The following is a 13,172-nucleotide window of genomic DNA, read 5'->3' on the forward strand; positions in this document are numbered from 1 at the left end:
ATGGGAACGACGCGACGACATCCACGAAGCCTTCCTCGGACTCGCCACCTGCCTCATCACCCACCGACACGTCCAACGCCTTTGTTAGGAGTTCTTACCCAGCCCTTTTCGTACGCGTGCCACCCCAGTTGCAGACGGGTCGTCACCCCCGCCAGCTCCATCAGCCCACTCACCCGTCGCTGCACCGTCCGAAGGCCCAGATCCAGCTGCTTCGCCACGCTCGTGTCCGTCATCCCCGCAAGCAGCAGCGAAAGGATCTCCAGGTCCACGGCGTCGGGGCCCGGTGCCTGGCCCTCCGTCACCTCGGCGTGCGGACCGAGCCGTAGTGGCAGGGCCTCCCGCCACACCGTCTCGAACAGGCCCAGCAGCGACTCGAGTAGCCCGCTCGGATGCACCACGAGCGCCGCCGGCTCGGCACCCCGCTCCGCGAGCGGCACCATCGCCAGCACGCGGTCCACGATCACGAGTTTGGTCGGCACCCGGTCCACGGCCCGCACCTGCTCCTGGCGGCCGAGCGCGGCCGTCAGCTCGGTCAGCCCCGACGGGCGGGACAGCACATCGCGCTCGATCACCACCCGGTAGGCGATACCGCGCCGCGCGGCGCGCTGCTCCGCCTCGTTGTCCAGCCCCGCCACGGCAACGGGGCTTCCGGTGACCAGCGCGCACACCTCGGCGGTGGCCCCGAGCTGGAGTTGCAGAAAGCGGTGTGCCACCGCGCTCGTGCCCGTGACCACCTCGATCAGGTCGTGCACGGCGGGTTCCGCCGCCTCCGTGCGGTACGCCTTGGCGAGCAGGTCCGCCGCGAGCTCCGCCTGTTCGAGCTCAAGGCGTTGCCGGGTGAGCAGCGCCCCCAGGGCCGCTGCGGGCGGAGCCGCGACCCAGCGCCCCGTACCGGCGGAGGACTGCGCCGCCAGTCCCCGCCGCTCCAGTCGGCGCAGGGTGCTCTCGGTGTCCATTTCGGGCAGCGCCAGCCGGTGGGCCAGATCGGTGACTTCCGCGGCGCCGAGCGCCACCAGCGTGCGATACGCCGACTCCTGCCTTGCGTCGAGACCTATCGCTCCCAGCACCCAGACCCCTCCCCGGACCTGTTCTTCCCCTGTCGCGGGCGGGCCGTCCTGGCGGCAACCGGCCACGGCGCGAACCCGCCGCGTACATCATCCCCAGGACCCGGACCGGTCCACCGCCCATCACATCAGACGCGGGATCAGATCAGCGCCCAGCGCCGGTGCATGGCCATGACGCAGGGTGGCCTGACGCGTCTCTTCGTATGTCTGTTCCTACGCTTATTCCGACAAATTCTCCCGTTGGCACACCCCCGACCGGTCCCCTCGGTGGACAATGGGGGCCATGAGCGAGCAGGGGGAGAGGCCCGCCACCGCCGACGACTGGTGGCACCGGCTGTACGACGCGTCCGCTCCGGACACCGGCCCCGCGCCCGCGGCGGGGGACACGGTCGATGACCGATTCGAGTCCGCGGTGGACACGTTCGGCTGCGAACCCGGAGCTTTGCCGTCGTCATTACCGACGTCCGCGCCCGCCCTGCCTTCCCGTATGCGTCCGGGCGCCTGGTGGGACTCGCTGCTGCCCGGTGCCCGGGCTCCCTGGGAGTCCCCGGCCGGAGGACCGTCCGGCACCCCGCCGCCGGAACGGCACCCCGCAGCCACGGCCGGGGCCGCCCCCGACCCGCGCAGCATCCCGGCACCACGCCCCGGGCTCGGCCATGTGGGTGACCGCCCGCCCACCTACGACGCCGAGCCCACCGCACTGCCACCCGCCGACCCCCGGGAACTCGACGCCCTCGTGGCGGACACCGTGCTCGACGGCGCCTCGTACGGCACGTTCACCCTGCGGGCCGCATCCGTACGCGGCGACTCCGCGCGCTTCCGCGGCGAACCGCGGCGCGACGCCCTGCTCACCGCCCGCTTCGGCAGCGGCGAAGGGGCTCTCGTGCTGGTGGTCGTGGCCAGCGGCGCACGTGCCGGTGAGCGGACCCATCTCGCCGCGGCGGATCTCACCCGCTTGATCGGGTCGGCCGTGGGCCGCAGCCATGTCCGGCTCGCCGACGACATACGAACAGGTCGCAGGGGTGACCTCAAGTCAGGACTGCACCGGCTCACCGACCGCTCCCTCGGCAAACTCCGCGCCCGTGCCACCGAACTCGGCGCGGCACCGGAGGAGTACACCGCCGGCCTGCGCTGTCTGCTGCTGTCCGCCGACCCGGCCTGCCGCACCCGGGTGTTCTTCGGAGTCGGCGATGGCGGGCTGTTCCGGCTTCGGGACGGTGCCTGGCAGGACCTGGACCCGCGCGTACCGGAGGCCGCCGTGCGTGGTGAGCCCGTCGTCGGATACGGCTCACCGCCCTCACCGTCCCCGGGGCGGTCCTCGCCCTCTGCGCCGTCCCCGCCGGCGGAGACACCCGACGGCGACCGGCTCACCATGGACCTCGGCGTGCCCGCGCATCCGTCGTCGCCGCATATCGACGACCCCGTGCCGCCGCCCGCCGAGCCCTTCCGCTTCCGGGCATCCGTGGCCCGTCCAGGCGACACCCTGCTGCTGTGCAGCGTGGGCCTCGCCGATCCGCTGCGCGGCGAACCAGCCCTCTCCGACCGGCTCGCGGAGCGCTGGACCGCACCGGAGCCCCCCGGCATCGCCGGCTACCTCGCGGACACCCAGCTGAGGGTGAAGGGTTACGCCGACGACCGTACGGCCTGCGCGGTCTGGGAGGCGTGAGCGCACGGGCCGTGGATAGATGGACCCATGGCCAAGCAGAACGTCGCAGAACAGTTCGTCGACACCCTTGTCCGGGCCGGTGTGCAACGGCTGTACGGAGTCGTCGGCGACAGCCTCAACCCTGTCGTCGACGCCATCCGGCGCAATCCCGGTATCGACTGGATCCAGGTCCGCCATGAGGAGACCGCCGCCTTCGCCGCGGGAGCCGAGGCGCAGATCACCGGGCGGCTCGCCGCCTGCGCGGGCTCCTGCGGGCCGGGAAACCTGCACCTCATCAATGGTCTCTATGACGCCCACCGGTCAAGCGCCCCGGTGCTCGCCCTCGCCTCCCACATCCCGTCATCCGAGATCGGTCTCGGCTACTTCCAGGAGACCCACCCCGATCAGCTGTTCCGCGAGTGCAGCCACTACAGCGAGCTGATCTCCAGCCCGAAGCAGATGCCGCGGATCCTCCAGTCGGCGATCCAGCACGCCATCGGCCGCAGCGGAGTCAGCGTCGTGGCACTCCCCGGCGATATCGCATCCGAGCCGGCCCCGGACACGCCCGTCGCGCAGGCGCTGGTCACCACCCGTCCCACGGTCCGCCCCGGCGACGCGGAGATCGACGCACTCGCCCGCATGATCGACGAAGCCGACCGCGTCACCCTCTTCTGCGGCAGGGGAACGGCCGGCGCCCACGCCGAGGTCATGCAGTTCGCGGAGCGCATCAAATCACCCGTCGGTCACGCGCTTCGCGGGAAGGAGTGGATCCAGTACGAGAATCCCTACGACGTCGGTATGAGCGGACTGTTGGGCTACGGAGCCGCGTACGAGGCCACCCATGAGTGCGATCTGCTGATCCTGCTCGGCACGGACTTCCCGTACAACGCCTTCCTCCCGGACGACGTCAGGATCGCCCAGGTCGATGTGCGCCCCGAGCACCTCGGCCGCCGCTCCAGGCTCGACCTCGCCGTCTGGGGCGATGTGCGCGAGACACTGCGCTGCCTCACCCCGCGGGTGCGCGCCAAGACGGACCGCCGCTTTCTCGACAAGATGCTGAGGAAGCACGCCGACGCCCTCGAAGGCGTGATCAAGGCGTACACCCGCAAGGTCGACAAACACGTGCCGATCCATCCCGAGTACGTCGCCGCCGTGCTGGACGAACTCGCCGCCGATGACGCGGTGTTCACCGTGGACACCGGTATGTGCAACGTATGGGCCGCCCGTTACCTCACGCCCAACGGGCGTCGCCGGATCATCGGTTCCTTCAGCCATGGCTCGATGGCCAACGCGCTGCCCCAGGCCATCGGCACGCAGTTCGTCGACCGTGGCCGGCAGGTCGTGTCGATGTCCGGCGACGGCGGATTCTCCATGCTGATGGGGGACTTCCTCACCCTGGTCCAGTACGACCTGCCGGTGAAGGTCGTTCTCTTCAACAACTCCTCACTGGGCATGGTCGAGTTGGAGATGCTGGTGGCGGGGCTGCCCTCGTACGGGACGACCTACCGCAACCCGGACTTCGCGGCGATCGCCCGCGCGGTGGGCGTCCATGGTGTGCGGGTGGAGAAGCCGAAACAGCTCGCGGGAGCATTGAGGGACGCCTTCGCGCACAAGGGACCCGCCCTGGTGGACATCGTCACCGATCCCAACGCGTTGTCCATTCCGCCGAAGATCAGCGCCGAGATGGTCACCGGCTTCGCGCTGTCCGCCAGCAAGATCGTGCTGGACGGCGGCGTCGGCAGGATGGTTCAGATGGCCCGTTCCAACCTCCGGAACATGCCGCGCCCTTGACAAGCGGAGGGTGCATCTTCCATCACACCCCGTGAAATCCGCATGCGTCGGCGGCGCGGGGGCGGGGCATGCATTCCAGGGTGCCTGTTCGGGCTGCGAACAGGATGAGACGAAGGGACCGTTCCGACGTGTTGTGGGGGATGATGACAAAGCGTCAGGGAAGGTCCGAACCAGGACAGTTGCGCCGAAGAGTGGGGCGGTCGGATCTGCGGGCCGTGCCCGAAGTGAGGCGGGCGCTGCGGGACCTCCTGGGGCGCGGCGACTGGGGCGGGTCGGGCTCGGCCGAAGTGGCGGAGCTGCTGGTCAGCGAGCTGGTGACCAATGCTCTGGTGCACACCGACGACGGCGCTGTGGTGACGGCGACCGTGGCGCCCGCCCGGCTGCGGGTCGAGGTGCGTGACTTCACCTCGGGAGCCGACGATCCGCATCTGCCGGTTCCTGCCGTGGGCGATGACAGTACGCACGGCAGGGGACTCCTGCTGGTGCAGAATCTCGCGGACGCCTGGGGAGTGCGGGCGCATGCCCTGGGCAAGGTGGTGTGGTTCGAGCTGGACGGGGGGCGGAAGTGACGTCGCTCGGCCCGGTCGGGGGCGTGGTGGCCGCCCCCGACCGGGCCGGGTGTGGATGCCATATCAGCCGAACTGTCGCTCGAGGTCCTGGAGTTTGCGCTCCAGCGAGTCCAGCCGCGGCAGCGTCTGGGTGTCGTCCTCGGCGGTCAGATCGACCGTGACGGGGGTGCGGGCCTCAGTGGTCCGCACGGCCTGGAGGGAGGGTCGGGAGCGAGATGGCAGTTGTCCCGTCTCGGATAGGGCAGGCTCCGCTGAGGATCCCACGGCCGCCGGTGGGGAGCTCGCCGAGCCGCCCATCGCGGTGACATCCACCTGCCGACCGCCGCGGGCGCGGTTCCATGCGCGGTGCTGCCGGTTGAGCGCCCGCAGCCTGGCCCGCTCCAGCTTGTCCTGCTCGCGCCGACGCAGCCGGTTCTGCTCCTTCTCCCGGCGGTCCTCACGGACCTCGTCGACGGCCTCGTCCAGTGTGCGTACGCCTTCGAGGAGCATCAGCGACCAAGCGCCGAAGGTCTCACGGGGTGCCCGTATCCAGCGGACGACCCGGATCTGCGGCAACGGACGCGGCACCAGGCCCTGTTCGCGCAGCGCGGCCCGGCGGGTCTGCTTGAGCGCGCGGTCGAAGAGCACCGCGGCCGACAGCGACATGCCCGCGAAGAACTGCGGCGCACCCATGTGGTCGAGGCCGCGAGGGGCGTGCACCCAGTTGAACCAGGCGGCGGCGCCGGCGAACATCCACACCAGCAACCGGGAGCCGAGGGCGGCATCGCCGTGGCTGGCTTCGCGCACGGCCAGCACCGAGCAGAACATGGCGGCGCCGTCGAGGCCGAACGGCACCAGGTACTCCCAGCCTCCGGTGAGGTTGAGATTCTGCCGGCCGAAGCCGACCAGCCCATGGAAGGAGAGCGCCGCGGCGACCGCCGCGCAGCAGAAGAGGAGTACGTAGGAAGCGGTCCCGTAGATCGCTTCCTTGCGGCGCCGGCGCTCCTCGCTGCGCTCCCAGGAGTCCTCAGCCGCGGAGCCTTCGCCGGCACGCTTGGCGCGTGCGAGCACCGCCACCGCCGCCACGGCACCTGCGAGCAGCACGACGCCCGGAAGCAGCCAGTTCAGCGATATGTCGGTCAGTCTCATCGGGGTCCCTTGCATCCTTGCTACTGCATCGCGGTAGGGCCTTTCGGGCGCCATATTGGCCGAAGTCCCTTTGCGGTCAGTGGGTTTCGTGGCAAGAGAAGGCCAACGAGGCGGTAGCGCAGCCGAATAGCTGACAAATGGGGGCGTACTTTTCGAACGGCTCTCCGCTTACGCGGGCATGCGTTCGAGTGGGCGCGCCTGCCCCGAACGCGCCTGCCTGGAACGCGCCTCCGCGGTCCTACGCGGCCCTGTGGAGCCTGTCCGCATCGCTGGTACGCGGACAGGTGACACAGGTGTCGTCGGGTCGGAGGGTGTAGAAGAGGCAGCAGCTCGCGCGGTCGCGGGTGGGCAGCGACGTGCCGTCGGGACCGGTGAGCTCCCGGAAGCCCGCCGTCCCGACGTAGGGCTTCGTGGTGCCCGGCAGCAGGGCGTCGAGCTCCGCGATCGCACGCCGCTCCTCGCCCAGCAGATGGGCGATGTACCAGAGGCCTTCGGCGACCTCGTCGGTGGCCATGCCCCACAGGGCTCGCCTGCCCCGCCGCATCCGCGGGCCGAAGCCCTCGAGTACGGGTGCGAGATGTCCGGCGACCGCGTCCCGAACCTCGGTGCGCAGCGCCTCCTCGTCCGGGACCACCCGGGCTCCCGGCAGGATGGCGGCCGGATCGCCGGGCAGGCAGGCGAAGTCGCGCACCCGGACGGTCATCCGCCCCAGGCTGCGCTGGAGCGCCACGTCCTCGACGGGCATCCGCGGCACCCGGCGGTGCAGAAACCATGGCACCGTGATCAGCAGGCAGGCGGGCCAGGCGTAGCGGTGCAGCCCGAAGCTGGCGATCACGTCGGGGCGGGCCTGACGGCCGTAGTCGCGGAGTACCTGGGCGTTGTCCCAGGCGAGGAACGCGTCCAGGGCGGGACCGCCTGCCGCGAGGTCGGCGGCCCTGACCCAGCCGCCGTCCCGCGGGGTCGGTTCGCCGTCCGCCAGTTCCTTGATCCTCAGTCCGGGGAACACCTCGGTCAGCCGGGCGTACGCGTCCGTGACGGGCGTGACGGGCGTGACGGCGTCGGCCATCGCAGGCGCGAGTTGCGAGCCGGGGAGGACGGTTCCGGGGACGGTCATGGCAGACCACCAAATCGCGATCGTTAGTAGGTAAGCCTTACCTTACCCGACTCGCTCGGTGTTTGCCCCTTTACACTGAGGGCGCCAAGTCCCCGGTGTCAGCGTATGTGGGTATGTGCCGGGCTCGCACGATGCCGGCGCCGACGCCGACGCCGACGCCGACGCCGAAGGAGGATCCCAGTGGAGCAGGGCAGAGCGCGCGGTACGTCCGCGGCGCGTCCGCTCGGGTTCCCCCGCGCGGCCACGGAGGCCGTGCGCGGCGAGCATACGCACAGCGAGCCCCCGGCCCCCGGCGCGGGGGCCTCTCCCGTCGGGCACGTCCCGGGGCCGCGCCCCCCTGTCGCGGTCGTGCGCCGTCACTCCGTCCGCGCCCAGGTGCTCCAGGCCCTGCGCGCGGCCCTGGTCAGCGGGGAGATGACGCCGGGCGAGGTCTACTCGGCCCCGGTGCTCGCCGAGCGCTTCGGGGTCTCCGCCACCCCGGTGCGCGAGGCCATGCAGCAGCTGGCCACCGAAGGCGCCGTCGAGGTCGTCCCCAACAGGGGCTTCAGGGTCATCGAGCACGACGCGCGCGAGCTGACCGAGCTCGCCGAGGTCCGTGCCCTGCTCGAGGTCCCTGTGGTCCTGCGCCTCGCCCGCACCCTTCCCGCCGCTCGCTGGAGCGAGCTGCGCCCGCTCGCCGAGGCCACCACCCAGGCCGCCGCCACCGGCGACCGGGCGGTGTACGCGGAGTCGGACCGCGCCTTTCACCGCGCGATCCTCTCTTTTGCCGGGAACGGCCAGCTCGTCGGCATCGCCGACGAGCTGCACCGCCGCTCCCAGTGGCCGCTGCTGGCCCCTCGGACCAGCCACGAGCCCGCGCAACCCCCGCCCCGCGCCCTGCTGATCGCCGATGCCGCCGAGCACACCGCCCTGCTCGACGCGTTGATCGCCCGGGACCTGACCGTGGTGAGCGCACTGGTGCACGAGCACTTCGCGGGCGCCGACCTCTGAGCAACGGACCCGCGAGGCAAGGCTGTTGAACGCCAGGTCTCAGGCCCGAACCGGGTAGCCGTACCGTCCGATGTCCATGGTGTGCTCCCGCCGTCGCCGTCGCCGTCGCCGTCGCCGTCGCCGTCGCCGTCGCCGTCTTCGCCGTGCGGGTGGAGCCCGATGTGGCCGCCGCGGATCCGATCGTGCTCACCCGGGACATCGCCTGCGGCCCTCGACCGGCCCGGGCGCGGAGCGGTTCCCCGGTCGCGGTGGCCCATGGCGTGGATCCGGGCAACGCGGACCGCGAACTCGTCGGGTGTCGGCGCGGGTTGCGCATGCCCCCTCGCGCGACCGCCGCGAGGAAGCGGCTGCCGGCGTGTTCAGGCCGCCGGTGCCGGCTGCGTCGGCGGCGACAACTGGTCGGCGAGCCAGGTGGGTACGCCCCCCAGCAGTCGGAACAGCCGCCCTGCCTCGGCCCGCAGCCGCCCCGCCTCGGGCTCCGGTTCGGTGTCGGCGAGCGCGGTCAGTGCGGGAGCCGTACCGACGAGGTAGCCCAGCTCCTCCCGGATCCGGAGTGACTCCCTGAACCCCTCCCGGGCCTCGGCCAGTTCACCGTCACGCAGTGCCAGCGCGGCGAGATGGCGCCAGGTGAAGGAGAGCAGCAGCGTGTCGTTCTGGGCGACGGCCCCCGCATGTGCGCGGTGATAGGCGGCGCGGGCGGACTGCGGTGACTCGGCGAGGTGTTCGGCGACGAGGCCCCGGCGGAAGTCCAGCAGAGCCCGCCCGGGAGCATCCGGCGCGAGCAGCGCCGCCGCTCTGCCAAGGGCCGCACTGGCTTCGTCCGCCCGGTCGCGCACGCCCAGCACCGTGGAGGAATAAGCGAGTTGTCCGCGCTCGCAGGCCGCGGCACCCCGCTCGTCATCACTGCCCGCCGCCGCCTCTGCCGTACGCAGCGCGTCCTCGGCGTCTTCCCAGCCCGTCCCGGTGAACAAGCAGCGCTCCACCAGCAGCGCGGTGCGCTGGAGGCTGAGCGCTGGGGATGAGGGGTGGGGCGCCAGCAGGGCCGCCGCGTCGGACCAGCAGCCGCGCGAGCGCAGCCGCCATACCGCGGTCTGGAGCGGCTCGTCACCTGCGGTGGTTCCGGAACCAGACATGGCGGTATACGCCACGTTGCCCTCCCCTAGCGCGCCATTGTGCTGTTGGGACAGACCGAATCTCAGCATGGATAGGTATGCCTGGCCAAGCCCTCTGGTGAATCAGTTCACAATCGCTCGGTTCCGGTCGATCAAGATCACAGAAGCGTCGCCACACCGCAGACTGCGCCCACCGGGCGCGCTCGTCCGCTCGCCCGTCCGGCTCAGCTCATCCGCAACGCCAGGAAGAAGTCCAGCTTGTCCTCGAGCCGGGAGAGGTCACGCCCCGTCAACTGCTCGATCCTGCCCACCCGGTACCGCAGCGTGTTCACGTGCAGATGCAGCCGTGCCGCACACCGCGTCCAGGAGCCGTCGCAGTCCAGGAACGCCTCCAGGGTGGGGATGAGCTCCGCGCGGTGGCGCTCGTCGTAGTCGCGCAGCGGGTCGAGCAGCCGGGCGGTGAAGGCGCGGCGGACGTCGTCGGGGACGAAGGGGAGCAGCAGGACGTGGGAGGCCAGCTCGTGGTGGCCGGCCGCGCAGACGCGGCCGGGGCGGGCGGCGGCGACGCGGCGGGCGTGGCGGGCTTCCTCCAGGGCGCCGCGGAGGCCCTCGGCGGAGTGGACGGCGGCACTCACGCCCAGGGTGAGGCGGCCGTCGCCGTCGAGGCCGGCGGACAGGGGGGCGTGGACGGCGGCGAGCAGGGCGTCCGCGTGGAGGCCCGCGCTGCTGGTGCCGACGTCGGAGGCGGGGCCTTCGAGCAGATCGCCGGGCGAATCGTCGGACGCGGCCGTCGCGGCGACCGCGGGGAGCGGCACCAGGGCGATCGCCTCGTCGCCGGCGTGGGCGACGGCGATACGGTCGGCGGAGTCCGGGCCCGTGGTCGCCGGGTCGACGAGGATCTCCTCGAGCAGCGACTGCGCCACCGGGCCCGACTCGACGGGGGTGCCCCCGGTCTCGTCCCAGTCCACCCGTGCGACCACGACCTGCCAGTGCGGGGCGGTGCCCAGCCCGGGCAGCAGCACGGGCGCGGCGACCCGCAGCCGGGCGGCGATCTCGGGCGGTGCCGCGCCGGACTGGACGAGCTCCAGGACTTCCTGGGCGAGGCGGCGGCGTACGGTGCGGGCTGCCTCGCGGCGGTCCCGTTCCACGGCGATCAGCTGGGTGACGCCCTGGAGCAGATCGAGCCGGGCGGCCGGCCAGTCCGATGCATCGGCCTCGACGGCGAGCAGCCAGTCGGACAGCACCGACTCCCGGACGTCCCGCACCTCGCGCGACGTGGCACCCGGGGTCCCTCCGGTGTTGCGGATCGGGAAGAGCGAATAGGTTGAGCCTTCAATTGTTGCGCGATAAGGGGCGCGCCGTCCGCTCCGGCTGGCGGCCAGGTGCTCGCCGGCGAGGGTGGCGCCCACTTCCCGGGGCAGCGGCTCGCCCGCGCCCGCGACCTGTCGTCCGGTGGGGGAGAGCACCCAGGCGTGCAGGTCGAGGTCGGTGCCGAGCAGGTCGAGCACCACTTCGGGGCCGCCGCCCGCCGGGCCCGAGGTCATCATCCGGCGGTGCCGGTCCACCACTGCGGCCAGGTCTCCGGCGCGCTCGCCCGACACCTGCCGGACGACATGCTCGGTGATCGTTGCGAAGGCAACGGATTCATGGACGGCGAAGAGCGGCATCTTGTGCCGTCGGCAGGCCTCGACCAGGTCGTCCGGGATATCGCCCAGCTCCGCCTCGCCCGCCGCGAGCCCCGCGACCCCCGCAGTTGCGAGAATACGGACAAAAGACTCGGAATCCTCGGGTGAGCGGCGCCAGGCGAGCCCCGTGAGGACAAGTTCACCGCCCGACAGATACCGGCTCGGGTCCCGCAGGTCGGTCGTCATCACGCCGCGCACACCACGGTCCAGCTCGTCGTCGCCGCCGAGCAGCCGCAGTCCCAGCGCGTCGGTCTCCAGCAGTGCGCGCAGCCGCATCTCGTCGCCGCCGATCTGTCTCGTTGTAGCCGTTGGAGTGATCCGGGGGCAGCGCCCCCGGTTTCAGGAGGAAAGCGGGGAGGTTACCGGGGCCCACCTTTCGTTCGAATCTACAAGACCAGGGTGTCCACCAGCCAACTCCTTCATGGTTTCGGTGACTGCACCCGCCCAGGACGGTGCTTGTGTACTGGTGCGGCACCGCTCTTTACAGGATCCAGACACTCCACCCGGGGCCGGCCGCACCCAGTCCCTGAGAACGACCGAATCACGAAGAAGAGAGCCACTCATGGACTTCCTTCGTCCCAGCAGCTGGGAGGAGGCGCTCGCCGCCAAGGCCGAGCACCCCACGGCCGTGCCGATCGCGGGTGGCACCGATGTCATGGTCGAGATCAACTTCGACCACCGGCGCCCCGAGTACCTCATGGACCTGGGCCGCATCGCCGAGTTGTCCGACTGGGAAGTGGCCGACGAGTCCGTCCGTCTCGGTGCCTCCGTGCCGTACTCCCGGATCATGCAGCACCTCCGGGCGGAGCTTCCGGGTCTCGCCCTCGCCTCGCACACCGTGGCCTCCCCTCAGATCCGCAACCGCGGCGGTGTCGGAGGCAACCTCGGCACCGCCTCGCCGGCCGGGGACGCCCACCCCGCCCTGCTGGCCGCGGGCGCCGAGGTCGAGGTGGAGTCGGTACGCGGCATCCGGCGCATCCCGATCGACGAGTTCTACACCGGTGTGAAGCGCAACGCCCTCGCGCCGGACGAGCTGATCAGGGCGGTCCACATCAAGAAGGCCGAAGGACCGCAGCAGTACTCCAAGGTCGGCACCCGCAACGCGATGGTCATCGCGGTGTGCGCCTTCGGTATCGCCCTGCACCCCGCGACCCGCACCGTGCGCACCGGCATCGGCTCGGCCGCGCCCACCCCGGTGCGTGCCAAGACCGCCGAGGAGTTCCTGAACGCCGCGCTGGAAGACGGCGGCTTCTGGGACAGCGGCAGGATCATCACCCCCTCGATCGCCAAGCAGTTCGCCGAGCTCGCATCGGCCGCGTGCAACCCGATCGACGACGTCCGCGGCACCGCCAGGTACCGCCGCCACGCGGTCGGCATCATGGCCCGCCGCACCCTCGGCTGGACCTGGGAGCAGTACCGCGGCACCGGCCGCACGCTGGAAGGAGCTGCCTGATCATGCGCGTCAATTTCACGGTCAACGGCCGCCGTCAGGAAGCCGACGACGTCTGGGAAGGCGAGAGCCTCCTCTACGTGCTGCGTGAGAGGCTAGGCCTCCCCGGCTCCAAGAACGCCTGTGAACAGGGCGAATGCGGCTCATGTACGGTCCGCCTCGACGGTGTGCCGGTCTGCGCCTGCCTGGTGGCCGCCGGACAGGTCGAGGGCCGCGAGGTCGTCACCGTCGAGGGCCTCGCGGACTTCGCCCAGCAGCGCACCGCATCCTGTGCCACGGGCGCCTGCGGCGATGCCGGTACGTCCGCCGAGTGCGACGCCGCCGGTACGTCCCTCCAGGACGCGCAGCGCTGGAGCGCTCGTGGCACCGACTCGCAGACCGGCGAGGGTACCGAGCTCGCCCCGATCCAGCAGGCGTTCATCGACGCCGGAGCCGTGCAGTGCGGATTCTGCACCCCGGGCCTGCTGGTCGCGGCCGACGAGCTGCTGGAGCACAACGCATCCCCGTCCGACGCGGACATCCGCGAGGCGCTGTCCGGCAACCTCTGCCGCTGCACCGGCTACGAGAAGATCCTCGACGCGGTCCGTCTCGCGGCCGCGCGTCAGGGAGAGGCGGTCTGATCAC

General features: G+C 71.5%; 11 protein-coding genes. 6 read left to right on the forward strand and 5 right to left on the reverse strand.

Annotated features, from left to right (window positions below):
* Positions 1-56: 56 nt before the first annotated feature.
* Positions 57-1,067, reverse strand: a complete 1,011-nt coding sequence (locus ABZ532_RS26250) for a helix-turn-helix domain-containing protein (RefSeq protein ID WP_361288579.1) — start codon at positions 1,065-1,067, stop codon at positions 57-59.
* Positions 1,068-1,347: 280 nt separating this feature from the next.
* Between ABZ532_RS26250 and ABZ532_RS26255 the strand changes: the two genes are divergently transcribed.
* The 3 genes from ABZ532_RS26255 to ABZ532_RS26265 all read left to right on the forward strand — a co-directional run bounded on the left by ABZ532_RS26255 (position 1,348) and on the right by ABZ532_RS26265 (position 5,069).
* Positions 1,348-2,730, forward strand: a complete 1,383-nt coding sequence (locus tag ABZ532_RS26255) for a protein phosphatase 2C domain-containing protein (RefSeq protein ID WP_361288582.1) — start codon at positions 1,348-1,350, stop codon at positions 2,728-2,730.
* Positions 2,731-2,757: 27 nt separating this feature from the next.
* Entirely contained in the window at positions 2,758-4,500 is a 1,743-nt protein-coding gene (locus ABZ532_RS26260) for a pyruvate dehydrogenase (RefSeq protein ID WP_361288585.1), read from the forward strand.
* Between the two features lie 140 nt (positions 4,501-4,640).
* On the forward strand, positions 4,641-5,069 hold the full coding sequence (locus tag ABZ532_RS26265) for an ATP-binding protein (protein ID WP_361288588.1): 429 nt from the start codon (positions 4,641-4,643) through the stop codon (positions 5,067-5,069).
* Positions 5,070-5,132: 63 nt separating this feature from the next.
* Here ABZ532_RS26265 and ABZ532_RS26270 read toward each other — a convergent pair whose 3' ends face one another.
* The gene (locus ABZ532_RS26270; RefSeq protein ID WP_361288591.1) at positions 5,133-6,197 is read right to left on the reverse strand and encodes a DUF2637 domain-containing protein; all 1,065 of its coding nucleotides are present in this window, start codon (positions 6,195-6,197) and stop codon (positions 5,133-5,135) included.
* 238 nt (positions 6,198-6,435) lie between these two features.
* Positions 6,436-7,263, reverse strand: coding sequence for a (2Fe-2S)-binding protein (locus ABZ532_RS26275; RefSeq protein WP_361288731.1), 828 nt, complete (start codon positions 7,261-7,263; stop codon positions 6,436-6,438).
* A 300-nt stretch (positions 7,264-7,563) separates the two neighbouring features.
* Here ABZ532_RS26275 and ABZ532_RS26280 point away from each other — a divergent pair, with 300 nt between their 5' ends.
* Positions 7,564-8,301 (forward strand): GntR family transcriptional regulator, encoded by a 738-nt coding sequence (locus tag ABZ532_RS26280; protein ID WP_361288734.1) that lies wholly within the window; start codon positions 7,564-7,566, stop codon positions 8,299-8,301.
* Between the two features lie 359 nt (positions 8,302-8,660).
* Here ABZ532_RS26280 and ABZ532_RS26285 read toward each other — a convergent pair whose 3' ends face one another.
* Positions 8,661-9,434, reverse strand: a complete 774-nt coding sequence (locus ABZ532_RS26285; protein ID WP_361288594.1) for a hypothetical protein — start codon at positions 9,432-9,434, stop codon at positions 8,661-8,663.
* 203 nt (positions 9,435-9,637) lie between these two features.
* Positions 9,638-11,374, reverse strand: a complete 1,737-nt coding sequence (locus tag ABZ532_RS26290; protein WP_361288597.1) for a PucR family transcriptional regulator ligand-binding domain-containing protein — start codon at positions 11,372-11,374, stop codon at positions 9,638-9,640.
* A gap of 286 nt (positions 11,375-11,660) precedes the next feature.
* Between ABZ532_RS26290 and ABZ532_RS26295 the strand changes: the two genes are divergently transcribed.
* Both ABZ532_RS26295 and ABZ532_RS26300 read left to right on the forward strand, forming a co-directional pair.
* Positions 11,661-12,551, forward strand: a complete 891-nt coding sequence (locus tag ABZ532_RS26295) for a xanthine dehydrogenase family protein subunit M (RefSeq protein WP_361288600.1) — start codon at positions 11,661-11,663, stop codon at positions 12,549-12,551.
* Between the two features lie 2 nt (positions 12,552-12,553).
* Positions 12,554-13,168 carry a (2Fe-2S)-binding protein gene (locus ABZ532_RS26300; RefSeq protein ID WP_361288603.1) on the forward strand — a complete coding sequence of 205 codons (615 nt, stop codon included), beginning with the start codon at positions 12,554-12,556 and terminating at the stop codon, positions 13,166-13,168.
* Positions 13,169-13,172 lie beyond the last annotated feature (4 nt).

Source organism: Streptomyces sp. NPDC019396 (genome assembly GCF_040632375.1).
Classification (GTDB): domain Bacteria; phylum Actinomycetota; class Actinomycetes; order Streptomycetales; family Streptomycetaceae; genus Streptomyces.